Genomic DNA, 25,186 nt, shown 5'->3' with positions numbered 1-25,186 from the left:
ACCGTTACTTGATCTTGAAGATCACTGCCTGCTGAACGATGAAGTTGATGACCGTCGCGGTGCCCTGCGCGATGATGAAGGCCAGCGGCATGCGCCACCACTCGTCGGCGAGCACATGCACCATCAGCGCATTGAGCCCGACCTGAACCGCAAAAGTGATCGCGTACAGCACGACGACAGCGATGAAGCGGGCGCGAGAAGGCTCGGCCTTGAACGTCCACCGCCGGTTGATCAGATACGCCGTCGTAGTGCCGGCGATAAAGCTGATCGACTTGGCCACGCTCAGATCGAGGCCGACGACCTTGAACAGGAATGCGTACAGCCCGTAGTCCACGACCGCCGACAGCCCACCCGTCGCGACGAACCGGACGATCTGCGTTTTCAGGTCCAACGCATCGTCGGCGATGTCCGTCGTGACAGGAATCTCGACGGGCAGCGGGACGTGGGGTTCGTGCTGGTGACTTGCAGGTGTTTCGGGCACGACGACGAGAGTAACCACTCGAGTCGGAGCCGTCGGCACTACTCCCAGGTAACCTCTACCTTGATGTCCACGACAGCAGAAGAGACGCCGAAGCCGGCTCTCCACACCCAAGCCCGCACCCTCACCGGTTGGGGACGCACCGCCGCCACCACTGCACAGGTGCTGTCCACCCCCGACGTGGAAGTGATCGCGAACGCGGTCGCCCAGGTTGCGGAACAGAACGATTCCAAGCCCTCGCATCTGCGACGCGGCGTCATCGCGCGCGGCCTCGGCCGCTCGTACGGTGACCCAGCGCAGAACGCCGGCGGCCTGGTCATCGACATGAATGCACTCGACCGCATTCACCGCATCGATCGCGACACCGCTCTGGTGGACGTCGACGCCGGCGTGAATCTGGATCAGCTGATGAAGGCTGCTCTGCCGTTCGGCCTGTGGGTTCCGGTCCTGCCGGGTACTCGTCAGGTCACGATCGGCGGCGCCATCGGCTCGGATATCCACGGCAAGAACCACCACAGCGCGGGCAGCTTCGGCAACCACGTCGTGTCGTTGGATCTGCTGACGGCCGACGGCAAGGTTCGCACGCTCACCCCCAAGGGCGGACGCAACGACCCCAAAGCCGCATTGTTCTGGGCCACGATCGGTGGCATGGGCCTGACGGGCATCATCTTGCGGGCAACCATCAAGATGACACCGACCGAGACGGCGTACTTCATCGCCGACGGCGACGTCACCAACAGCCTCGACGAGACCATCGCGCTGCACAGCGACGGCAGCGAAGCCAACTACGAGTACTCGAGCGCCTGGTTCGACGCGATTTCCGCGCCCCCGAAGCTCGGTCGTGCGGCAGTCTCACGCGGATCGTTGGCGAAGCTCGATCAGCTTCCGGCCAAGCTGCAGAAGAATCCGCTCGCCTTCGATGCACCGCAGTTGCTGACGTTCCCCGATGTCTTCCCGAACGGGCTGGCCAACAAGTTCAACTTCACCGCGATCGGTGAGCTCTGGTTCCGTAAGTCCGGCAAGTACCGCGGCAAGGTCCAGAATCTGACGCAGTTCTACCACCCGCTCGACATGTTCGGTGAGTGGAACCGCGCGTACGGATCCAACGGATTCCTGCAGTACCAGTTCGTGGTTCCGCCGGAGGCCGTCGACGAGTTCAAGAAGATCATCGTCGACATCCAGCGAAGCGGGCACTACTCGTTCCTCAACGTGTTCAAGCTCTTCGGCGAGGGCAACCAGGCGCCGCTGAGCTTCCCGATCCCAGGCTGGAACATCTGCGTCGACTTCCGTATCAAGCCGGGCCTGAACGAGTTCGTCACCGAACTCGACAAGCGTGTCCTCGAATTCGGCGGACGCCTGTACACGGCCAAGGATTCGCGGACGTCCGCGGAAACCTTCCATGCCATGTACCCGCGCATCGACGAGTGGATCGCGACGCGCCGCAAGTACGACCCCACAGGCGTTTTCGCCTCCGATATGTCCAGAAGGCTGGAACTGTGATCAACGCTGTAGGTAACCCGCAAACCGTTTTGCTTCTCGGTGGAACCTCCGAGATCGGCCTCGCCATCTGTGAGGAGTACCTGAAGAAGGCGCCGTTGCGCGTCATTCTGGCGGCGCTCCCCGGCGATCCGGGACGCGAAGCTGCGGTCAAGCAACTCGAAGCCAAGGGCGCCACCTCGGTGGAACTCATCGACTTCGACGCCGTTGATTTCGAGTCGCACCCGAAGGTGATCGACCAGGCGTTCTCGAACGGTGACGTCGACGTCGCCATCGTCGCCTTCGCGTTGGACGGTGACTCCGAAGAGCTGTGGCAGAACCAGCGCAAGGCGGTACTGGTCGCAAACGTGAACTACACCGCGTCCGTCTCGGTCGGCGTTCTTCTCGGCGAGAAGATGAAGGCTCAGGGCTTCGGCAAGATCATCGCGATGTCGTCCGTAGCCGGCGAGCGCGTCAAGCGTGCCAACTTCGTCTACGGCTCCACCAAGGCGGGCCTCGACGGCTTCTACCTCGGGCTCGGCGAGGCTCTCGCGGAATTCGGACCGCAGGTGACCGTCGTTCGCCCCGGCATGGTGCGCACCCAGTTCAGTGCCCACGTCAAGGAAGCCCCGCTGACGGTCAACAAGGACATCGTCGCGAAGCTCGCTGTTGCCGCCTCGGACAAGGGCAAGGAAATCGTCTGGACTCCCGGCCCCTGGCGCTTCGTCATGATGGGCCTGCGCCACGTGCCGCGCCCGATCTTCCGGAAGTTGCCGGTTTAAGCTCCTCCCGTGCCAGAAACAACAACTGCTCCGAGTACAGACTTTTCGACCCCGTCGCCGTGGCGTAATGCCGCGGCGACGGTGGTGGAAATGGCCCTCGGAGCGCTGGTCGCCGCTGTTGTAGCTGCTGTCGGGCTCTTTGCTTTCGGCCGAGTCCAGTGGCCGGCGTTCACCTCTTCCAACGTCACGCAGGCAGTCACGACGGTGCTGCAGGTGCTCTGCATCGCAGTGGTCGGTGCCGCGGTTCTGATGTTCCGTGCCCGCAAGGCCGAGCGGGTCGCAAAACTCCTCTCGTGGGCCGGGCTCTCCGGCTTCGTCACCACGACGCTCGGACTTCCCCTCGCCGCGACGAGTCTGTATCTGCACGGCGTCTCGGTCGATCAGCAGTTCCGCACCGAGTACCTGACCCGGCTGACGGATTCGGCTGCGCTGCAGGACATGACGTACGTGGATCTGCCGCCGTTCTACCCGGCCGGCTGGTTCTGGGTCGGTGGACGTGTCGCGAACCTGCTGGGCATGGACGGTTGGGAGGCCTTCAAGCCCTACGCGATCGGCTCCCTGGCGGTCGTCGCCGTCGTTGCACTCGTGTTGTGGACCAAGCTGATTCGACGCGATTGGGCCGTCGTCGCAGCACTGGCCGTCACTGCCGTCGTGTTGGCGTACAACTCCCCCGAGGCGTACGGCGCCGTCATCAACCTCCTGATCCCGCCGGTGCTGATCCTGGCGTGGGGTGCGCTCGATCGCCCGGGTGCTTCTCGATTTGCCGGAGCCGGCGCGATTCTCGGGACGGGCCTGTTCCTCGGTTTTGCCGCAACCGTCTACACGCTGTATCTCGGATTCGCCGCGTTCGCAGTGACTCTGATGGCCGTCGTTGCCGCAGTACTTGCCGCCCGCGCCCAGAACACGTGGAAAGCCGCACTGGGACCCCTCATTCGACTTGCAGCAATTGCAATCATCTCGGGTCTGGTTGCTCTGACCGTTTGGGCGCCGTACCTGCTGAAGGCACTCTCCGGTGCCACTGCAGAGTCCGGCACCGCAATGCACTACCTCCCAGATTCCGGTGCGGTGCTGCCCTTCCCGATGCTGAGTTTCTCGCTCGTCGGCGGCTTGTGCCTGCTCGGCACGGTCTGGCTGATTTCGCGGTTCCTGTTCTCCCGCCGCGCCCGAGCACTCGGTATCGGCGTCATCGCCGTGTACCTGTGGGCGCTGCTGTCCATGACGTTCACCGTTGCCGGCAGCACGCTCCTCGGATTCCGGCTCGAGCCGGTACTGATCGGACTTCTCGCGGCCGCCGGCGTGTTCGGTTTCTTCGAGTTCGCGGGCTGGATCGTGCTTGCCACCAGCGAGAATCCCCGAGTCAAAGCGGTACTCGTTGCACTCGGTGTCATCGGAGCCATCGCTTTCGCGCAGAACATCCCGCAGGTGCTGGCGCCGGATATCGCTGTGGCATACAGCGATACCGACGGCAACGGCGAGCGCGGCGACAAGCGACCACCGGGCGCCGAGGCCAATTACGCCGACATCGACCGGATCATCCGCGAGCAGTTGGGACGCGAACCCCGTGACACGGTGGTGCTCACCGCCGACATCGGCTTCCTGAGTTTCTACCCGTACTTCGGTTTCCAAGGGCTGACGTCGCACTACGCAAATCCCCTCGCCGATTTCCGTGCGCGCGCCGCGCTGATCGAGCAGTGGTCGGAACTGAGGACCCCTGACGAACTGATAGCTGCGCTGGACTCGGCGCCGTGGCGCAGCCCCGACGCCTTCGTCTTCCGCCAGGGCGCCGACGGGTACACACTGCGGTTGGCCGAGGACGTCTATCCCAATGACCCGAACGTCCGCCGGTACACGGTCACGTTCCCCAAGGAACTGTTCGACGATCCTCGTTTCACCGTCACAGAGCAGGGTCCGTTTGTGGTCGTTACCCGCTCTGACGCGAACTAACCAGGAGATACGTCACAAAAGGCTTACCGTCGGGGTCGTTGACGCGACCCCGACGCACCCCTAACTTCATACCGTGACCCGAACCGATGCCCGAGCGGCAATGATCGATGCAGCCGAGCGTCTGGTTGCCGAACGAGGCCTGGCCGCTCTGACGCTTCGTGACGTTCAGACCGAAGCCGGGCAGGCCAACAAGTCGGCCGCGCAGTACCACTTCGGTTCACGTGAAGGTTTGCTGGCGGCAGTCGTCGAGTCCAGAATGCGCCCGGCTGCCGAGCGTCGGCGTGAGTTTCTCGACATGATCGATCTCGATCCGAATCCGCCGACGATGCGTGCCCTCGTCGAGGCTCTCGTCCTGCCGTTGGCAGAACAGACCATCTACCGCGAGGGCACGTTGTACGCACGGTTCCTGGTGCAGTCGATCTTCGACCCGGCCATGTCGTCGACCATCCGCGATCACATGCAGGCCGAGAGCTTCCGCGAAGTTCAGCGGCGGATCATCGCCGCATCTTCATTGCCGACAGACATCGCCGAACTTCGGGCGGGAACTCTGACCGTGCTCACCGTCGTCACGTTTGCCACGTGGGAGGGGCGCGTCGACAGCCGAGATCGGGCTCACGTGATCGCCGCCGACCTGATCGAAAGTTGCCTCGGAGCACTCTCGGCCCCGGCTGCGCAAATCTGACACGCCACCCGGCGAGTTTGTTTCCGAAACTGCCGGGGTACTCAGCCCCTCCAAGCGCAGTCGAGCAAACGGCCGCATCAACCACCGGCGGGGTAGGTGATGACAGTGAGCGAACTCGTTGCGCAAAGCCGCGAGCTAGTACCGCATCGTGCAGTTCTCGATTCCGCAGAGCATGTTCTGGTCATTGCACGCGGCAAACCGTTCGGGCGCGAGCAGGCCTTTCACGAAGTGTTGAGCGTCGCGATTCGCAACCGCATCGAAGTCCTCACTCTGGCAAGGGCTCTCATCGACGTTTCCGAGTCTCGCGATTACCGCACGATCCCGACCGACACCGCGCACACCGTTGCGGTGCTCGAATGGGGTGAGCTACTCGAGATCCCGACCGAACACCACGAGAAGTCCAAGGCCGAATCGGGTGGGGACATCGATGAATCGAGCGAACCCGACGATCCGGTCGAGCCTGAGTACCTGGTCGAGACAGATGTGGGCGGACGCGTCGTCTTTGTCGCCCTCGCGTTCACGGTCGGCGGGATAGTCGGATTCTTCGCACACGACTGGGCACTTCTGCTTCTGATCACCGCCGTGTACCTCGTGTGGATCGCGGCGCGACTGGTCGCGAAACTCGTCAGTGTTTCCCGCAGTGCCAATTGGGCAGACGCTTCGCCTATTCGCGGCACCGAAGCGACCACACGCAACGCGGAAAACCCCCACCGTCACGCTGTTGCAGCGTGACGGCGGGGGCACCCGCTTCCGCTAAAGCCTCTGCGGTACACCGTAAGTGACGACGGTATCGCCATTCGAAGTGACAGCCTTCGCGTACGGCCTGATTGTCACCGGCCCGATTGCTCCCTGCACGTATCCGTGAACTCCGGAGAGTCGAACGGCCGCTTCGGGACCGTCGAATTCCTGATCCTCGAGCAGCGCGACGTCGGTGATACCACCCGGCGCCAGATCGACGTCGAGTTCCTGCGACGGAATGATGTCCCCGCCGATGACGAACCCGTTCGAAATATCCAGTCCCAGTTCGAAGTCCGGAACCAGACCGATACCGAGGTTGGTTCCACTCTCGACGGCCCAGTCGAGACCGGGACTGTTGAGAACGACCGTCGCGCCGGTCAACGCGATCGGGTAGCCGATCTGATAGCCGATCGTCAGTTTCGTTCCGGTGAAATTTGCTGCATCCGGCCCGTCGATCTTCACGCCGGCAACCCCGTCGTGGAAGAACTCGACACTCAGCGGTGAGCTGTCGAGCGGTGGAAAGACATGGATAGCGGTGTCCGCTTGAAAGACTTCTATCCGATTTCCTTTGGCGTCGGTTATCGAACTGGTGTTGTCGACGCCTGCCGACGCCGTCCCACCCCCCAAGACAACGGCCAACAAGGCCACTGCTCCCACTGCGCTACTACGAACTGCTGTCTTCGACATGCACAAGCACCATCCCATCCGGTATAGGCCCCGGACGTAGGTTCCAACTCTTCGTCGAGGATGGGATTCGTCGGGGCTGCCTGAACAAACGCGAGCAAGATCCTTGTTGCGATACCCCGGTCACGAACCCGTCAAACGATGCACGAAAACATTACTTTCCGGACAAGTCGGGCGGACCGGTTTGTCCCGATGACTGCGCCCGCTCGCGGACGCGAACCGTTTTGTTCGTTACTCTGACAGTGGAAGTTATCGAATCGAGACCTAAGTAGGCCACCCCGAACTTCTGAGATCGCCACTTCAGGGATGGGCGCCAGAACCGAAAGGCACCGACTGCATGACCGAGACCTTGCCCGACGTCCAACTGCTCGAAGAAGCACGTCCAGGGCGAGTCCGTTCAGCGGTGCGGCGCTCGGTCGTCCAGCGCGGTCGTCTGGTCGATCTCGCGATCATGGTGACGTTCACCGTCGCGGCGATCTACGTGATGTCGAACCTGTGGAGCGATCTGCAGTCCGGCTACCTCTTCAATGCGGGGCGCGACCAGGCGATGTGGGAATGGTTCTTCGCCGATACCGCCCACGCTCTCGCGCAGTTCCGCAGCCCGCTGTTCAGTGACCTGCAGAATTACCCGCTCGGCGTGAACCTGATGGCCAATACCGCCATGTTCGGGATCAGCATCCCGCTGGCCCCGATCACGTTGATCTTCGGACCGACGGCCACGTATGCGATCGGACTGACTGCCGGCCTCGGCGGCACCGCTATCGCCTGGTACTGGGCATTCTCGCGGCACGTACTGACCGGCGTCTCGGTCCGCTCCAAGATCGCCGCCGCCGTCGGCGCGGGGTTCTGCGGATTTGCACCGGCCATGATCTCGCACGCCAACGGCCATCCGAACTTCGTCGCGTTCTTCGTCCTTCCGTTCATCTTCTTGCAGGTCGTGCGCATCTCGAACGGCAAGCGTCCGGTTCGCGACGGAATCGTTCTCGGCCTACTCGTCGCGTGGCAGATCTTCCTCGGCGAAGAGCCGCTACTCATCTTCACGATGTCGGCCATGGTGTTCGGCGCCGCATACGCCCTGCCCGACCTGGCCAAGTCACGCCAGGCGATCAAGCGTGCGATGCCCGGCCTCGTGATCGGCGGTGCAGTCACACTCCTGATCACCGCAGTGCCGCTGTGGTCGCAGTTCTTCGGCCCAGCGAGCTACGACGGCGTCTCACACGGTCAGGCCGGCAACGACACCGCTGCCCTCACCACGTTCCCGACCGAGTCGGTTGCGGGAGATCCCGAGGGCGCCGAGTTCCGGATGAACCCGACCGAGGAGAACGCGTACTTCGGGTGGCCGCTGGTGATCCTGCTCCTCGGTGCCACGGTGTGGCTGTGGCGCATCCGTCTGACCCGCGCTGCCGCCGCCGTGATCGTAGTCATGGGTGTGCTCTCGCTCGGTTCCGAACTGATCATCGACGGCGACAGGACCGGCATCACCCTGCCGTGGAAACTTCTCGCCGACCTGCCGCTGTTCGAATCGGTGCTCGAATCCCGATTCGCCATGGGCGCGATTCCGGCGATCGGACTGCTGCTCACCCTCGGCACCTACCGCGCTTTCGTCGAACTTCGTGGACCGCGCCGCACTGCTGCCGGTGTCTGGCTGATAACACTCGCCGTCGCGATGATTCCTCTCATCCCGACACCCATCGACGCCGATCAACGATCTGCGACGCCCGAATTCATCACCAGCGGCTCGTGGGAGAACTACGTCAGCGACGGCACCCTGGTGACGGTCCCCGTCGCGAGCGCGGAAGACGCCCGCGCACTGAGTTGGCAGGTCGACGCCGACTTCGGGTTCCCGATTGCCGGCGGATACTTCGTCGGCCCGGATTCGAAGACCCGCGCCGGAATCTACGGCGCCGAGTCCCGACCCACCTCGACCCTGCTGGTCAATACCAAACAAACCGGCAAGGTCCCGTTGATCGACGTGGGCACCAGGGCGAACGCACTGACCGACCTGCGGTACTGGCACGCCGACGTACTGGTGCTTCCGCGATTCAAAGGTGACGAGGCCCTGCGTCACACGGTCGACGAACTGGTCGGCTTCGATGCCAAGCGCGTCGACGACGTCTGGGTGTGGGACGTACGAGACCTCGTGAGCGGCAAGACCTCGAACCAGGGTTGATCAGCGGGTCATGATCACCGGACCGTCTTCGGTGATCGCGACCGTGTGCTCACTGTGCGCAGCCCTGGCGCCCGAAACGGTACGAAGGGTCCACCCGTCGGCGTCGTGCCGGTAGTCGTCGGTTCCGTCGGCGATGAGCATCGGTTCGATGGCGATGACCAGGCCGGGACGCAGCCGGAAGCCTTTGCCTGCTCGACCTTCGTTGGGCACGTCCGGCCCTTCGTGCATCTCACGGCCGATGCCGTGACCACCGTGATCGGCGAGCATGCCGTATCCGAGGCCGCGCGCGTACTGTCCGATCGCGGCTCCGATGTCGCCCAATCGGTTTCCGGGCTGGGCGGCGGCGATGCCGCGGGCAAGTGCCTGATCGGTCGCGTCGATCAGTGCCTGATCCCCACTGCTCCCCTGCCCGACGGTGAAGCTGATGGCAGAGTCACCGCACCATCCGTCGAGTCTCGCGCCGCAGTCGATGCTGACCAGGTCACCGTCACGGAGTCGGTACCCATTCGGGATACCGTGCACCACAGCATCGTTCACGCTCGCACAGATGGCACCGGGGAACGGTGTCGGCGCCGTTGCCGGCCGGTAGTTCAAGAACAGTGCCGAGGCACCGGCCGCCGAAATAACCTCCGCGGCAACGGCGTCCAATTCGAGCAACGTCACCCCGACGCTCGCCGCCTCACGCGCTGCAGCCAGAGCCTGCGCCGTGATTCTTCCCGCCGCCGCCATCGCGTCGATTTCGCCTGTGGTCTTGATTTCGACCATCTCGAACACCTTCCTTGTCGAATAACTATACCGGTATTACTATAAGCACATGGTGCGCGTACCGCTGACGGCGGAAGAACTCGAACGAGGACTACGACTGGGTGAACTCCTGCGATCGGCACGGGGAGACCGAAGCATGGTTCAGGTAGCGCTCGACGCCGGCATCTCGGTCGAAACGCTGCGCAAGATCGAAACCGGCCGCATCGCGACACCCGCCTTCTTCACCATCAGCGCGGTCGCGGAAGTGTTGGGTATTTCACTCGACACCATCGCCCGAACACTTGAAACACCACAATCCGAACAGGAAGTTGCATCCTGAGTAGTTCTCTCAGGATGTGCGGGCCCACACTCGCCTAACATCGTTCCTTGTGCCGTCTGAAGTAGTAGTGCCCCCGAAACCCGTGCCCACTGGCCCCGAAGCTCCCCGAGAATCGGATTCCCAGAGAGTCCGGACGGCACGACTCATCGCGATAGTCACCGGCCTTCTGGGCCTGCTTCTCGCACTGGCGACGCCGTTCCTGCCCGTCAAGCAGGAAGCCGCAAGCATCGACTGGCCGCAGGGTGGGACCGTCAACAGCGTTTCGTCGCCGCTGATCTCCTACTCGCCCACGTCGCTGGACATCACCATCCCGTGTTCGACCCTCGACCAGTTGGGCGGCAGCGGCGGCACACTGCTCTCGACCATGCCGAACGGGGCGCCGGACCGAAACGCCCGCGGCCTCACCGTCCGCACCACTGCCGACCGCCTCGAAGCACTCACTCGCGATTCGGTTCTGATCTCGGCTCCGCTCGATCAACTCGGCGGATGCACCGCGCTCACCATCACGACCAACTCCGAGCAGACCGTCGCGGCCGTCACCGGTATCGACGGCGTCGGCACCACCCTGACCGGCGACTACCGCCCACAGGTTGTCGGCATCTTCACCGACTTGCAGGGCGCAGCGCCCGCCGGACTGTCCGCCCACATGGACGTCGACTCCCGGTTCTCGTCCAGCCCCACACTTCTCAAACTGTTCGCGATGATCGTCGCGGCACTCTCGACCATCGTCTCGCTGTACGCACTGCACCGGATCGACGGCGTCGACGGCCGTCGTGCGCGGCGCTTCCTGCCGGCGCGATGGTGGAAGTTCACCGGCATCGACGCCCTGGTGATCGGCACGCTGGCACTGTGGCATGTGTTCGGCGCCAACACTTCCGACGACGGTTACCTGCTCGGCATGGCCCGAGTCTCGGAGCACTCCGGGTACATGGCCAACTACTTCCGCTGGTTCGGAGTCCCCGAAGCGCCGTTCGGTTGGTACTACGACGTGCTGGCGCTGTTCGCGAAGGTCAGCACCGCGAGCATGTGGATGCGCCTGCCCGCGTTGATCGCCGGCATCCTGTGCTGGATGGTCATCAGCCGCGAGGTGATACCGCGACTCGGTGTTGCGGTGCGCCGCAACAAGGTTGCCATCTGGACCGGCGGGCTCGTGTTCCTGGCTTTCTGGTTGCCGTACAACAACGGCTTGCGTCCCGAGCCCATCATCGCCCTCGGCGCTCTGCTCACGTGGTGCTCCATCGAACGCGCCATCGCTACCGGACGTCTGTTGCCCGCCGCGATGGCCGTGCTGATCGCCGCATTCTCGTTGGCCGCCGGACCTTCCGGGCTGATCGCGATCGGAGCGTTGATCGCCGGCGCCCGGCCGATCCTGCAGATCCTGATCGCCCGCGGCAAACGCGTCGGCTTCCTGTCTCAGATCATGCCGATCCTCGCGGCCGGAACCGTGGTGCTTGTCGCGGTCTTCGCAGATCAAACCCTCGCAACAGTTCTCGAATCGACCAGGGTGCGAACGGCAGTCGGGCCGAACGTTCCGTGGTTCGAGGAACGGCTGCGTTGGGACGCACTGATGACCATCTCCCCCGACGGTTCGCTGGCGCGGCGCTTCGGCATGTTCGTCATGATCGTCGGACTCGTCTTCTGCGTCATGATGATCCTGCGCAAGGGCCGGATCCCGGGCACTGCGATCGGGCCGTCGCGCCGGATCCTCGGCATCGTGTTCGCGTCACTGCTCCTGATGCAGTTCACCCCAACCAAGTGGACCCACCACTTCGGTGTGTACGCCGGTCTGGCCGCCACGGTTGCCGTGCTCGCCGCCGTCGGCGTGAGCGCGTCGAGCATGCGTTCGAAACGAAACCGCGCACTGTTCGCCGCGGGCATCCTGTTCATCCTCGCTGTGGCGTTCACCAGCTCCAACGGCTGGTGGTACGTCTCGAGTTACGGCGTCCCGTGGTGGGACAAGCCGCCGTCAATCGCCGGCAAGGGATTCTCGACGGCCTTCCTCGGTCTGACGATCCTCGCGCTCCTGTTGGCCGCGTGGTACCACGTCATGGAGCCGCGCGAGCGAAACGGTGCGGAAGACAGCGTCAAGAAGACAAGGCGACTTCGCCTTCTCGCCCCGTCACCGTTGACCATCGCCGCCGGAGCCGTAGTGCTGTTCGAGGTGCTGTCCCTACTCAAGGGAGCCGTTGCTCAGTACCCCGCGTATTCGATCGGCAAGTCCAACATCGAATCGGTCTTCGGCGGAAGCTGCGGTCTCGCGGGCGAGGTACTCGTCGAGTCCGATCCGAACGCCGGCGTTCTGCAATTGACGGATCGGCCCACCGATCTCACCGGCGCGGGTGCGTTCGGCGCGAGTGAGTCGACCGGATTCTCGCCGGACGGGGTTGCAGGCGACCTCACGGCCGACGCAGAAGACTCGACGGCAGGCAGTGCAAACAGCCTCGACACCTCGACCTCTCAGTCCGGCACCACCACGCCGGGAACCGGATCCGGCACCGCCGGTGGCTCGCAGTCGACGGCAGGCGTCAACGGCAGCAATGTCGCGCTCCCGTTCGGGCTCGACCCCGCAAAAACCCCGGTGCTCGGTAGTTACGGGGCGGCGCAGGCCGCTGCGCTGACCACCGGTTGGTACTCACTGCCCGAGCGCAACGACGCCGCACCGCTCCTGACCGTCGCGGCCGCCGGACGCATCCGCTACGTCAACTCCGACGGCATCGTCACCCCCGGTGCGGTCCTGCAGGTCGAGTACGGCAAGAAGCAGGCAGACGGGAGCGTCGACGCGCTGGGACGTGTCGATCCGATCGACATCGGCCCGTCGCCGTCGTGGCGCAACCTGCGTGTTCCGATGGATCAACTGCCCGCCGACGCCGACACCGTGCGTTTGGTGGCCAGTGACACCGACATCAGTGAAGATCAGTGGTTGGCGGTGACACCGCCGCGAGTGCCGACCATGCGCACGCTGCAGGACGTCGTCGGATCCACCGATCCGGTGCTGATGGACTGGGCTGTCGGTCTGGCCTTCCCGTGCCAACGTCCGGTGGATCACCTGTACGGCGTCGCCGAGATCCCCGAGTGGCGCATTCTGCCCGACCGGATCGGCGCGGAGTCCACCAACGCCTGGCAGGACCACTACGGCGGCGGACCGCTCGGCTGGACCACCGAACTGCTCTCCGCCAGGGCATTGCCGACCTACCTGGACAACGACTGGGATCGGGACTGGGGTTCGCTCGAGCAGTACACACCGCTCGATTCGGATGCAGTTCCCGCGCAAATGAACGTCACCACCGAGACCCGTTCGGGTACCTGGACGCCAGGCCCGATTCGTTACCAGTCGTAACTGTTACGCGTGGACCTACCAACCACCTGGGCACGGTAGGTCCACGCTCAGCCCTGACATACCATCGGTAGCCGTGCCCGACGCAGTGACAGCTTCACCTCAGACTTCGAGTTCGCCGCCTCCTGCTGGTCAGGATGCCCGCGAGCGTTTCCATCGCACTCGATGGGTTGCGATCATCGCCGGCTTGCTCGGCTTCGTGCTCGCACTGGCAACTCCGCTGCTTCCCGTCGTGCAGACGACGGCGTCGGTCAACTGGCCGCAGAACGGCATGATCGGTGACGTCGAGGCACCTCTGATGGCGCAGGTTCCCATCGACGTCAACGCGTCGATCCCCTGCACCGCGGTCAGCTCGCTGCCCGAGGGCGGCGGCATCCTGCTGTCGACGGCACCGGCACAGGGCGACGGCGCGGCACTCTCGTCGATGTTCGTCCGGGTGTCCGCGACCAGCGTCGACGTGCTCGATCGCAACGTCGTCGTCGCTTCGGCGGCGCGCGAGGACGTCGAGTCGAGTCGTTGCGGCGCCATCGCGTTCAGTTCTGACGTCAACCGGACCACGGCAGAGTTCATCGGTCTGACCTATGCCGACGGCAACCCGATTCGTGGTCAGCTCGACGGTGACTTCCGCCCTCAGGTGGTCGGTGTCTTCAGCGACCTGCCGGACGGCGCTGCCCCTGAGGGCCTCGGCTTCTCGATGACGATCGACTCACGTTTCTCGTCGAGCCCCAGCGTCTTGAAGTTGGTCGCGATGATCGTGGCCGTCCTCTCCACCATCGTCGCTCTGGTCGCCCTTGCCCGCCTCGACGGCACCGACGGCCGCAAGCACCGACGATTCCTTCCCGAACGCTGGTGGAAGTTCTCCGGCATCGACGGGGTTGTGGTCGGAACGCTGGTCGTCTGGCACTTCATCGGCGCGAACACCGCCGACGACGGTTACCTCCTCACCATGGCCCGAGTCTCGCCGGACGCGGGATACATGGCCAACTACTTCCGTTGGTTCGGCGTTCCCGAGGCCCCGTTCGGTTGGTACTACGAAGTGCTGGCCGTGATGGCGAAGATCTCGACCGCGAGCCCGTTCATGCGTCTGCCCGCTCTGCTCGCCGGAATCCTGTGCTGGATGGTCATCAGCCGCGAGGTCGTCCCGCGTCTCGGCCGGGCGGTTCGCCGCAGCAACGTCGCCCTCTGGACCGGCGGGCTGGTGTTCCTGTCCTTCTGGCTCGCATACAACAACGGTCTTCGCCCCGAGCCCATCGTGGCTCTCGGCGCACTGCTCACCTGGTGCTCCATCGAGCGCGCCATCGCCACCGGACGCCTTTTCCCTGCGGCGACCGCAATTTTGATCGGCGCCTTCACGCTTGCCGCGGCGCCCACCGGATTGATGTGTATCGCAGCCCTTCTCGCCGGTGTCCGCCCACTGGTGCGCATCGTCGTCAAGCGTCACCGGCTGGTCGGTACACTGCCGCTTCTCGCTCCGATCGCCGCCGCCGGAACCATCGTGCTGGTGGTCATCTTCGCCGATCAGACCTTCGCCGGCGTCATGGAAGCCACCCGCGTCCGAACGATCATCGGCCCCAATCTCGATTGGTACCAGGACTTCCTGCGCTACTACTACCTCTTCGTCCAGACGGTCGACGGCTCGGTTGCCCGACGCTTCGCGTTCTTGACGATGATCCTGTGCCTCTTCACGACACTCTTCGTCTTGCTGCGCCGCGGCCGCGTCCCCGGCGCCGCAACCGGTCCGTCGTGGCGCCTCGTCGGCGTCGTCTTCGGCACGATGTTCCTGATGATGTTCAACCCCACGAAGTGGACTCACCACTTCGGTGCGTACGCGGGCATCGCCGGTTCTCTCGCCGCGCTGACCGCCGTCGCCGTGTCCGCGTCGGCCCTACGCTCGCGTCGTAACCGATCGGTGTTCGTGGCCGGACTGCTCCTGATGCTGGCGTTGACGTTCGCCGGCATCAACGGTTACTGGTACGTCTCGAGTTACGGCGTGCCGTGGTTCGACAAGACCATCTCCTACGACGGCCGTGAATCCAACACACTGTTCCTCGCACTCTTTGCTCTCGCCTTGGCTTTTGCCGCGTGGCAGTACCTGCGCGAGGGATTTGCCGCCCCGCCCGAGAAGCCGAACACGGCCAAGGGCAGACGAATTCGCAAGTTCGCGGCCGCCCCGCTCACCGTGATTGCCGGTCTGATGGTCCTCTTCGAGGTGCTCTCCCTACTCAAGGGCGCAGTGTCGCAGTACCCGGCGTACTCGCTGGGTCGAAGCAATATCGAGGCACTCGCGGGCAAGACCTGCGGCATGGCCGAGGACGTACTGGTGGAGACCGACGTCAATTCCGGGAATCTGCGGCCACTGACCGCTCCCGGATTCAACGCCGAGGATCCGCTGTCCGGAGTTGATTCGAAGGGCTTCTCCCCCAATGGGGTTCCCAGCGATCTGACTGCGGATTACATCGAGGTCAAGCAGGGCATGGGCAATACCGACAACCAGAGTGTCGGCCCCAGCTTCGCCACCGGCTCCGGTGCCGGAACCAGCGGCGGCACCGGCAACGTCGGCGTCAACGGCAGCACGGCCAAGCTCCCCTTCGGTCTCGATCCTTCGAAGACGCCGGTCATGGGCAGCTACCAGCCCGGCGTGCAGGAACCCGCTTCCCTCATCTCGAGTTGGTACGGATTGCCCACTCGCAGTGAGGAATCACCGTTGGTGGTCATGTCCGTCGCCGGGCGCGTGTGGTCCGTCGACAACACCGGTGCCATCACGTACGGCCAGTCGCTGCTGGTCGAGTACGGCAAGACGCAGCCTGACGGAACCGTGCAGGTTCAGGGTTCGTACATGCCGCGAGACATCGGACCCGCACCGTCGTGGCGCAACGTCCGTATCCCCATCGACGAACTCGCGCCGGACGCCGACGCCGTTCGCGTGGTCGCGTTCGATCCCAACCTCACGGGCGATCAGTGGATGGCATTCACGCCGCCGCGCGTGCCCAAGCTCGAGTCCCTGAACTCGTACATCGGCAACGAGCAACCGGTTCTCCTGGACTGGGCTGTCGGCCTTCAGTTCCCGTGCCAACGTCCGTTCACACATCAGAACGGCGTGGCCGAGATGCCGAACTTCCGTATCCTCCCGGACCGTCCCCTGGCCGTCAGCTCCACCGACACCTGGCAGTCCGCGGACAACGGCGGCCCGCTCGGGTTCACCGAGGTCCTCGCCGGTGCTACGACGGTTCCGACGTACCTGAAGGACGACTGGGCGCGGGACTGGGGATCACTCGAGCGCTACGACCGGTACTTCCCGAATGCTGTTCCGGCAGAGGTGGAGACGGGGACCGCAACCCGCTCGGGTATGTGGATGCCCGGCGAGATGCGGGTGCACTAGCCCGCACTGCCAACCCGCGGGACTGCTCGGGTGCGACGTACGGAGACGGCCGAGACCGCTCCGACAACGACGACGCACCCGAGTAGCTGCCCGATACCGGGCCGTTCGCCGAGCAGCACAACCGCCAGCAGTACGGCGAGGACCGGTTGCATGAGCAGGAGCGTCGCGCCCACCTCGGCGGGAAGCCGAGGGAGCGAGTGCCCCATCAGCATCCAGCCGAACACCTGGCCGACCAGCGCCAGTGCCGCGAGCCAGCCGAACGCTTCCCAACCCGGGACGAAATCGATCCGGCCCCACAGTGATCCGATGACAGAGCCGGCGATGCCCGCGGACGTCGTCGAGATCAACACCTGGCTCGCTGCCCGATCCGCCTCGCCCGTACGGCCGACCACGAAGATGTAGCCGCCGTAGGCGATTCCGGAGACGAGCGAGAGCGCAGTTCCCCACAGCAAGTCGTCGCCGGTTTCCCCACCCCCGAACACGCCGCCCGCCAAGGCAATTCCCGTGAACATGAACGGTAGGGCGAACACGAAGCGCATCGGAACCCGATTGCCGAAGACCAGCCAGGACAGTGCGGGCACCACAACCACCTGCACGTTCACGACGACGCTCGCCATCCCCGCGCCGATCATGAGAATCGACTGCGACCACAACGCAAAATCCAGCCCGAGCAGCAGGCCGCCGAACACCTGAAGAACGACCGCCCGCCGGCTCGGCTTGCCCACCCGGCGGTACTCCCGCCACGCCAACCACGCCAGTGGCGGCAAGGCCAGGAAACAACGGAAGAAAACGGCTGTCGAGGGCCCGACATCGGCCAGCTTGATGAGAAGCGAACTGATCGAGATCGCAGCTGCGCCTCCGACGACCAGCAATCGAGGGTCGATGCGCCCCCGAGGAGTGCGGGTGGGTGTCGGTGTCTGCGCGGTCGCGGAGGTCAGAGTGGTCACTCGACAATGTTCCTGCCGCTAACTATTCAGCACAAGCAAATGTTCAGACCGTATATTCGGTAGCATTACTACCGTGTTGAATCTCGAAAGACTTCGCGCCCTGCACGCTGTCGCCGAGAACGGGTCAGTGGCGGCAGCTGCCCGCACCTTGCATGTCACACCGTCCGGAATTTCGCAGCAGTTGAACAAACTCGAGCGCGAGGTCGGTGTTCCGCTCCTCGAACCACAGGGCCGCGGTGTGCGACTCACCGAAGCGGGCCGAATCCTCGCTCGCCGAACCGCAGAGGTTCTCTCGACGCTCGCCCAGGCCGAGGCGGAAATCGCGTCGCTGCAGAGCGAGGTGACAGGCCGCGTGCGTATCGGCGCCCTGGTCTCCCCCAGCAGGACGGTGCTGCCGCGAGCCATCGCCGAGATCAGGCATGCGCACCCCCAACTCGAAATCACCTTCAACGAAGGCGAATCCGAAGAACTGCTCCCCGCACTGATTCGCCGCGACCTCGACGTCGTGGTGGTCGACAGCTGGAGCACTCTGCCCGTCGAACTTCCCGACGGACTCTCCTTCACTCCCGTGTACGACGACGTGGCGCTGCTCGCTCTCCCCGCGTCACATCCGCTGGCGGAGAACAAGGTTGTCGCGCTCAGCGAGCTGTCCGAGCACGCCTGGGCGACGTGGACGCGGGGAACGGACTTTCACACGTTCACCGTCAGGACACTGCGCGCGCAGGGGTTCGACCCACGAATCGAGTACGAGGTCGCCGAGTTTCCCACCCAGGTCGAATTCGTCGCTCAGGGCCTTGCCGTCGCTTTGATTCCACGCCTGGCGAGAGTTGTACCGCCGGAAGGTGTTCGAATGCTCGACACGGTCCCGCCGCTCGGCCGCGACATCTACCTCGCCTGGCGGACCGACAGCGAGAGGCCCGCCGTTCTGGCGACGATAGAAGCGCTACGCCGCCAGTTCGACGCCCTCGGTGACAAGAAGAATTAGAGCGGCATCAAGTTGTGCTTGCGCGGGTTCTTGAAGATCGTCTTGTCCTTGAGCAACTTCAGAGCCTTGCGGATTTCGAGACGCGTCTGCGAAGGCTCGATCACCGCGTCGATGTATCCGCGCTCAGCCGCGATGTACGGCGTCGCGACGAACTCGTTGTAGAAGTTGATCAACTGAGCACGCACCGCGGGTGCGTTCTCGCCCGCCTCGGCGAGCTGACGACGTCCCATGATGTTGACGGCACCCTCGGCGCCCATCACGGCGATACGTGCCGTCGGCCACGCGAGGTTGATGTCGGCACCGAGCTGCTTGCAACCCATGACGGCATAACCGCCGCCGTACGCCTTACGAACCACCACCGTCACCTTCGGCACAGTGGCTTCGATGTACGCGAACAGGAAACGCCCGCCACGCTTGATGACACCGACCTTTTCCTGATCGACGCCGGGAAGGAAGCCCGGTGTGTCGACGACAAAAACGAGCGGGATGCTGAAAGCGTCGCACAGGCGCACGAAGTGAGCAGCCTTGTCGGAGCTGTCTGCATCGAGGGCGCCACTGAGGTACGTGGGCTGGTTGGCCACGACACCGACGGGCAGGCCGTCGACGCGGGAGAACCCGGTGATCACGTTGTGCGCGACCTGGGCTCCGATTTCGTGGAAGGTTCCGTCGTCGAAGATCCGCAGAATGATGTCGTGCATGTCGTAGCCGGCGTTGTCGGCATCCGGCATGAAGGCGTTGAGTTCGAGATCCGACTCGGTGATCTCGGGTTCGAGGCCCGGGTTGATCAGCGGCGCCTTCTCCGTGCACGAGGACGGCATGAAGCTCAGGTACTCACGGACCCAGTCGAATGCAGCCTTCTCGTCGGGAGCGACGTGATGGATGTTTCCGTACTCCGCCTGCTTGCGTGCTCCGCCCAGATCCTCGAGGCTGACCTCTTCGCCGGTGACCGACTTGATGACGTCGGGTCCGGTGACGAACATGTACGACTCTTCGGTCGCAACCACGACGTCGGTGTTGATCGGTGCGTACACGGCACCGCCGGCGCACTTACCGAGGATGACCGAGATCTGCGGGCAGACACCGGACAAGGGCTCCTGACGTGAACCCATGTTTGCGTACCAGGCCAATGAGGAAACGGCATCCTGGATTCGAGCTCCACCGGAATCGTTGATACCGACGACCGGGCAACCAACCTTCAGCGCAAAATCGTTGACAGCTGCGACCTTACGGCCGAACATCTCTCCGGCGGCACCGCCGAACACAGTCTGATCGTGCGCGAACACGGCAACCGGCCGCCCCTCGACGGTTCCGTGACCGGTCATGACGCCGTCGCTGTACGGATTGTCCTCGCCCGCCATCTTCACCAGGGCGCCGACCTCGACGAAGCTACCGGGATCGAGCAACATGTCGATGCGCTGGCGCGGCGTACTGTGCCCTGCTGCATCGCGCTTGGCAATGGCCCGAGCCGAGCCGGGTTCCTTTGCCTTCTCCAACTTTTCGCGGAGTTCAGCGAGCTTCTCCGCGGTGGTTGTCGTCACTTCTGAACTCCGGTTTCCGATGCTTTGGTCTGGGCTGTCTCGATCTGGGCCAGCTTTGTGGTGAGGTCTGCCGCGACCTTCGCGATGTACGGCTCGTCGACGATCTGCAGGTGATCCCCGCCGATGTAGACGACCTCGAGGTTCTTCACGTAGTCACCCCAACCACCGTCTGCCTTGCGGGTCTTGAATGCAGGCTCGAGCGTCATCAGCTCGTCGTGGTACTTGTCGGCCATGTACAGCACGACGTCTCCGTCGTAGCTGCTGAACGCGGCAGTCTGGATGGCGCGGTTGTCCAACCAGGACGTCCGCTGATGCTCGATGATGCCGCCGGGAATCTTGGCGCCGCTCATCTTGATCATGTCCATCAAGATCTGGATCTGATCCTCGTCGGCTTCGGTGGAGGCCAGAACGTCAAGCGGCAACGGAACATCCAGGTTGTAGGTGCGCTTGGCGAACTTGCCGTAGCGCTCCCAACGCTTGCGACGTTCCTCCTCGGTGTCCGGCACGACCTCGCCGGCCATCACGGTGTCGAGAAGTCCGACCACACGCACGTCGGCGCCCTCCTCGCGCAGCAACTTCGCGACCGCATACGACATCACGCCGCCGAACGACCAGCCGCACAGCACGTACGGCCCGTCACCCTGGATCTCACGAAGCAGCGGAACGTAGGCAGCAGCACGGGTTTCGATCGAGCCCTCGACCCGCTCGAACCCGTACATCGGCGTGCCGGCGGGCAGGCGCTTGAGCAAAGGCTCGTACGTCACCGTCGAACCACCGGCAGCGTGGAAGACGAATACCGGTACGGCCGTGGAGCCTTCGGGACGGGCACGCAGAGTACGAACGAGTCCGTCGATCTTGCCGTCGTCCTCGAGGTACTGGCGAACGACGTCCGCAAGCTCTTCGATGGTGGTGGAATCGAGAACGTCGTCGAGAGTGATCTCGCCACCCGCACGCTCGGAAAGCCGAGCAGCAAGCTTCTCGGCGACCTCGTCACCGACGATCGGCAGATCGTTGAAGATGCCCTTGGCCGACTTCCCGGTGACGACGGCCCACGTCGCAAACGTCAAGCGCTCGGCTGCATCTCGCGGCGGAACGTCGGAGCCGGCGTCGTCGGCAGTTCCGGCACGCGAAGGATCGGCGGGCGCGGCAGCCGGTACAGCCGTCGCAACGGGAGCAGTGGCAGGTAGTTCCACCGCCACCTCGGCGGGAGCAACGTCCTCGTCGTCAGCAGCATCGGCCGCCAACTTCTCCGCGGCCTGCTTGTCGGCCATCGCCTGAACCTCTTCGCGATTGTCGATCGCGTAACGCAGGTACTTGTTGACCTCGTTGAGGCTCGCGTCCTTGACTGCCTGGAGCTGGAGCTGCGGAATGTCGAACTCGTACTCGACGCGGTTCTTGATACGCATCGCCATGAGCGAGTCGAGACCCAGTTCGATGAGCGGAACCTCGGCCGGAAGATCCTCCGGCGAGTACCCCATCGACTCGGCGACAACGATCTTGAGGCGGTCGTCGAGGCTCTGCGAACCGTTCGGATCCCACTTGTCTCCGGCGTCTTCGACGACCTCGGCCAGGGTTTCCATCGGCGCGCTGGTCTTGACCGGCGCGCTGACGACCAGCTCGGGCAGCGGCTCACCGGACGTGACGACGGCGTCGAAGAGCAGACGGAACGTAGCGCCCTCACGAGCGTGCACCTGCACCGACGCTCCACCCGGATGCGGGTTGAGTGTCGTGGTCAGGGTCGCAGCACCGGCCAGCTCACCGTGCGGAACAGCAGCGGTCAGAGAGACATCCGAAAGCACCTGTCCGGCGGCAGCGCTCACCAGCACCGCCAGGTCGGTGACGGCGGACGCGTCGACCTCCCACACATGGCGGCCGTCGGGCAGGGCAACGTGCGAACCGGGAACGCGAGCCGAACCACCGGCACTGACACGAATGTCGAGCCAGTACGGCTTGCGCACGAACGCGGTACGCGGAACCGAAGCGAAATCGCCTGCGGGAAGCAGAGATTCGAGATTCACGGCATGGCCGTGCACGTACAGCTGCGCGAGAGCGGCAAGCACACCTGCGGACTCGTCTTCCTTACGCTTGAGCGTCTGGATGAGCTCCATGTCGTGCAGGCCCGAATCGAAAGCGGTGGCCGCCACCGACATCAGCGTCACCGGGTTGGGTGCAAGCTCGACAAAAGTGGTGTGGCCGTGGGCAACTGCACCGCGCACCGCATTGGTGAAGTACACGCTGTGGCGAAGACCCTTGACCCAGTACGCCTCTTGATGGATCGGCTCGTGACCGGGACGGTAGAAGGTGTCCTTGTCGACGGACGAGTAGACGCCGAGCTTCAACGTGGTCGGCTCGATACCGGCCAACTCCGCGGCGAGTTCGCCGAGCAACGGATCTACCTGCGAAGTATGGCTGGCGCCCTTGGTCTGCAGTACACGCGCCATCTTGCCGTCGGCCTCGGCGGCAGCGACGATCGCCTCGATGTCCGGCTGCGGCCCACCGATCACCGTGTGCGTCGGAGCTGCGTAGACGCAGACCTCGAGCTTGGGGTACGTGGGCAGCAGCGCCTCGATCTCGGATGCGCTGTACTCGAGCAGTGCCATCAGACGGATGTCGTCACCGACAAGTGCGCCCTCGGCCTCACCCATCAGCCGTGAACGTGAACAGATCACGCGGACAGCGTCTTCCAGGTTCAGACCGCCGGAAACGTACGCGGCAGCGGCCTCACCCATCGAGTGCGGAACCACGGCTTCGGCCTCGGCGCCGTGGTGGCGCAGCAATGCAGCCAGACCGACCTGGATGGTGAAGATTCCCACCTGTGCGGTCTCGACGTTGTACTCGATCGAATCGTCGAGGAACATCTCGACCATCGAGTAACCGGCCTCGTCCTGGATCAGCGCGTCGACCTCGTCGACGGCTGCCTTGAAGGCCGTGTTCTCCGTGTACAACTGCTTGGCCATCTTGCGGTGCTGCGAGCCGAAGCCCGAGAACACCCACACCGCACCCTTGGGCGACGGCGAGTCGGCCGAGAAGACGCCCTGGGCCGGCTTGCCCGCGGCGACGGCGCGCAGCGAGCTGATGGCCTCGGACCGCGTCGTCGCCACAACAGCGGCGCGCGAGCGTCCGTGGTTGCGACGCGAAAGTGTGCGGGCGACGTCGGCGAGGGGCGTCTTGCTTCCCTCTTCGGTTTCGAGCCAGTCGGCCAGATCGGCAGCTGCGCGGCGACGACGCGAAGGCAGCGCGCCGGACACGGCCAGCACAACCGTGATCTCGTCCTCTGCTGCCGGTTCGTCCACGACCGGGGCATCCACAACCGGTTCTTCGACTACGGCGTCGGCAGGCACGTATTCCTTGACCACGACGTGCGCGTTGGTTCCGCCGAAACCGAAGCCGGAAACACCGGCGACGGCCTTGCCGGTGTAACGCGGCCAGTCGGTGGCCTCGGGCGTCACCTGCAGGTGCGCCTTCTCGAAGTCGATGTGCGGGTTGGGGCCCAGGTAGTTGATCGTCGCGGGAATCTTGTTTTCCTGCATCGCCAGAACGACCTTGATCAGGCCGGCGGCGCCTGCAGCTGCTTCCAGGTGCCCGAAGTTGGTCTTCGCGCTACCGAGCAGTGCCGGCTTGTCGTCGTCACGGCCACGACCGACGACCCGGCTGAGAGCGTCGGCCTCGATGGGATCACCGAGATCGGTACCCGTTCCGTGGGCCTCGATATAGTCGACGGTGGTCGGCACGATGCCGGCGTCGCGGTACGCGAAACGCAACACGTCGGCCTGGGCGTCCGGGTTGGGCGCGAGCAGACCGTTGGAACGGCCGTCCTGGTTGATCGCGGATCCGGCGATCACCGCGAGGATGGAATCGCCGTCACGCTCGGCGTCTTCGAGGCGCTTGAGCACAACGAGTCCACCACCCTCGCTGCGAACGATTCCCTGAGCCTGAGCGGAGAAGGCACGCAGTTTGCCGTCGGGAGCGAGCATCCCGGTCTGATCGAAACCGAGGGTTCCGGGAGGGGCCAGCAGCATGTTGACGCCACCGGCCAGCGCGATGTTGGAATCGCCGCTGCGCAGCGAGCGCACAGCCTCGTGAACGGCAACCAGCGAAGACGAGCACGCGGTGTCCAGAGCGATGGACGGTCCACGGAAGTCGAAGAAGTACGAGACCCGGTTCGCGACGATGGCCGTCGACGTTCCGGTCAGCGCGTACGGGTGCGCCGTCGTCGGATCACTGACCGCGAGCAGCTGGTAGTCGTTGGCGGAACTGCCGATGAAAACACCGACCTGCTTGCCCTTGAGCCCACTTGCCGGAATGCGAGCGTGCTCGAGTGCTTCCCACGCGAGTTCGAGAGCGAGGCGCTGCTGCGGATCGACGTTGACGACCTCGAGCGGAGACATCGCGAAGAACTCGGCGTCGAAGCCCTTGACGTCGTCGAGGTACCCGCCCTTGGTGTTGGCGTTCTCGACCGCGGCCTTGATGGCAGGGTCGGACATGAACTCGGCCCAGCGGTCCTCGGGGAGGTCGCTGATGCCGTCGCGTCCGGCCGCCAGCATTTCCCACATGTCCGAAGGCGTGTGCCCGGCACCGGGGAATCGTGTGGAGAGTCCGACGATGGCGATGTCGTGAGCGTCCGTCGCGGCGCCTGAGACGTAGTACGACGCGTCGATGGTCTCCTCCGGCGCCTCGGGCTCACCTTCGATGATCCGAGTCGCCAGCGAAGCGATGGTGGGGTGTTGGTAAGCAACCGTGGCCGTCAGCGTGACGCCGAGCAGATCCTCGATGTCGCCGCTCAGCGCAACTGCGTCGCGTGAAGCGAGCCCGAACTCTTCCATCGGGCGGTCGTCCGTGATCGTCGACACCGGCTGACCGGTCGCGTTGGCGATCCAGTTGCGAAGCCACTCACGCAACTGCGCAACGCTCATCTCGCTCACAACGTCTTTGCTCTGCGCACCATCTTGTTCAACCATCAACTCA

At 64.2% G+C, this 25,186-nt stretch carries 16 protein-coding genes; 10 read left to right on the top strand and 6 right to left on the bottom strand.

What is annotated here, in order from left to right:
• Positions 1 to 4: 4 nt before the first annotated feature.
• On the bottom strand, positions 5 to 481 hold the full coding sequence (locus ACFT1A_RS01550) for a GtrA family protein (protein WP_378445559.1): 477 nt from the start codon (positions 479 to 481) through the stop codon (positions 5 to 7).
• Positions 482 to 544: 63 nt separating this feature from the next.
• Here ACFT1A_RS01550 and ACFT1A_RS01545 point away from each other — a divergent pair, with 63 nt between their 5' ends.
• From ACFT1A_RS01545 to ACFT1A_RS01525, 5 genes are all read left to right on the top strand, one after another.
• Positions 545 to 1,978 (top strand): FAD-binding protein, encoded by a 1,434-nt coding sequence (locus ACFT1A_RS01545; protein WP_378445558.1) that lies wholly within the window; start codon positions 545 to 547, stop codon positions 1,976 to 1,978.
• Positions 1,975 to 2,736: a decaprenylphospho-beta-D-erythro-pentofuranosid-2-ulose 2-reductase gene (locus ACFT1A_RS01540; protein ID WP_019746424.1), complete on the top strand. Its 762-nt coding sequence runs from the start codon at positions 1,975 to 1,977 to the stop codon at positions 2,734 to 2,736. Before ACFT1A_RS01545 ends, ACFT1A_RS01540 begins: the two co-directional genes overlap by 4 nt.
• A gap of 90 nt (positions 2,737 to 2,826) precedes the next feature.
• Positions 2,827 to 4,680: a galactan 5-O-arabinofuranosyltransferase gene (locus ACFT1A_RS01535; protein ID WP_378445769.1), complete on the top strand. Its 1,854-nt coding sequence runs from the start codon at positions 2,827 to 2,829 to the stop codon at positions 4,678 to 4,680.
• A gap of 73 nt (positions 4,681 to 4,753) precedes the next feature.
• Complete coding sequence (locus ACFT1A_RS01530; protein WP_378445557.1) at positions 4,754 to 5,362, top strand: TetR/AcrR family transcriptional regulator; 609 nt, start codon at positions 4,754 to 4,756, stop codon at positions 5,360 to 5,362.
• A 99-nt stretch (positions 5,363 to 5,461) separates the two neighbouring features.
• Positions 5,462 to 6,094: a hypothetical protein gene (locus ACFT1A_RS01525; RefSeq protein ID WP_378445556.1), complete on the top strand. Its 633-nt coding sequence runs from the start codon at positions 5,462 to 5,464 to the stop codon at positions 6,092 to 6,094.
• A 21-nt stretch (positions 6,095 to 6,115) separates the two neighbouring features.
• Here ACFT1A_RS01525 and ACFT1A_RS01520 read toward each other — a convergent pair whose 3' ends face one another.
• Positions 6,116 to 6,805 (bottom strand): MspA family porin, encoded by a 690-nt coding sequence (locus ACFT1A_RS01520; RefSeq protein ID WP_378445555.1) that lies wholly within the window; start codon positions 6,803 to 6,805, stop codon positions 6,116 to 6,118.
• 316 nt (positions 6,806 to 7,121) lie between these two features.
• Here ACFT1A_RS01520 and ACFT1A_RS01515 point away from each other — a divergent pair, with 316 nt between their 5' ends.
• Positions 7,122 to 8,954, top strand: coding sequence for a glycosyl transferase (locus ACFT1A_RS01515; RefSeq protein ID WP_378445554.1), 1,833 nt, complete (start codon positions 7,122 to 7,124; stop codon positions 8,952 to 8,954).
• Here the strand turns inward: ACFT1A_RS01515 and map are convergent, their stop codons facing one another.
• Complete coding sequence (gene map / locus ACFT1A_RS01510; protein WP_378445553.1) at positions 8,955 to 9,719, bottom strand: type I methionyl aminopeptidase; 765 nt, start codon at positions 9,717 to 9,719, stop codon at positions 8,955 to 8,957.
• Positions 9,720 to 9,768: 49 nt separating this feature from the next.
• Here map and ACFT1A_RS01505 point away from each other — a divergent pair, with 49 nt between their 5' ends.
• The 3 genes from ACFT1A_RS01505 (at position 9,769) to ACFT1A_RS01495 (ending at position 16,751) form a co-directional block, all read left to right on the top strand.
• A complete protein-coding gene (locus tag ACFT1A_RS01505; protein ID WP_003943854.1) occupies positions 9,769 to 10,038 on the top strand; it encodes a helix-turn-helix domain-containing protein in 270 nt (89 codons plus the stop codon).
• A gap of 82 nt (positions 10,039 to 10,120) precedes the next feature.
• Positions 10,121 to 13,375 (top strand): arabinosyltransferase domain-containing protein, encoded by a 3,255-nt coding sequence (locus ACFT1A_RS01500; protein WP_378445768.1) that lies wholly within the window; start codon positions 10,121 to 10,123, stop codon positions 13,373 to 13,375.
• A gap of 73 nt (positions 13,376 to 13,448) precedes the next feature.
• On the top strand, positions 13,449 to 16,751 hold the full coding sequence (locus ACFT1A_RS01495) for an arabinosyltransferase domain-containing protein (RefSeq protein WP_378445552.1): 3,303 nt from the start codon (positions 13,449 to 13,451) through the stop codon (positions 16,749 to 16,751).
• Here the strand turns inward: ACFT1A_RS01495 and ACFT1A_RS01490 are convergent.
• Positions 16,748 to 17,698, bottom strand: coding sequence for a DMT family transporter (locus tag ACFT1A_RS01490; RefSeq protein WP_378445551.1), 951 nt, complete (start codon positions 17,696 to 17,698; stop codon positions 16,748 to 16,750). The two genes, ACFT1A_RS01495 and ACFT1A_RS01490, sit on opposite strands and share 4 nt — an antisense overlap.
• A gap of 73 nt (positions 17,699 to 17,771) precedes the next feature.
• On the opposite strand from ACFT1A_RS01490, the gene ACFT1A_RS01485 reads away from it, so the two are divergent.
• Positions 17,772 to 18,683 (top strand): LysR family transcriptional regulator, encoded by a 912-nt coding sequence (locus tag ACFT1A_RS01485; protein ID WP_378445550.1) that lies wholly within the window; start codon positions 17,772 to 17,774, stop codon positions 18,681 to 18,683.
• Here the strand turns inward: ACFT1A_RS01485 and ACFT1A_RS01480 are convergent.
• Together ACFT1A_RS01480 and pks13 are read right to left on the bottom strand one after the other, a co-directional pair.
• A complete protein-coding gene (locus ACFT1A_RS01480; protein ID WP_378445549.1) occupies positions 18,680 to 20,221 on the bottom strand; it encodes an acyl-CoA carboxylase subunit beta in 1,542 nt (513 codons plus the stop codon). The genes ACFT1A_RS01485 and ACFT1A_RS01480 overlap by 4 nt on opposite strands.
• A complete protein-coding gene (pks13, locus tag ACFT1A_RS01475; RefSeq protein ID WP_378445548.1) occupies positions 20,218 to 25,179 on the bottom strand; it encodes a polyketide synthase Pks13 in 4,962 nt (1,653 codons plus the stop codon). Before pks13 ends, ACFT1A_RS01480 begins: the two co-directional genes overlap by 4 nt.
• Positions 25,180 to 25,186: the final 7 nt, after the last annotated feature.

The sequence above is a fragment of the Rhodococcus sp. NPDC057135 genome (genome assembly GCF_042670865.1).
Taxonomy (GTDB): domain Bacteria; phylum Actinomycetota; class Actinomycetes; order Mycobacteriales; family Mycobacteriaceae; genus Rhodococcus_F.
This window is presented reverse-complemented; position numbering and strand designations above follow the sequence as displayed.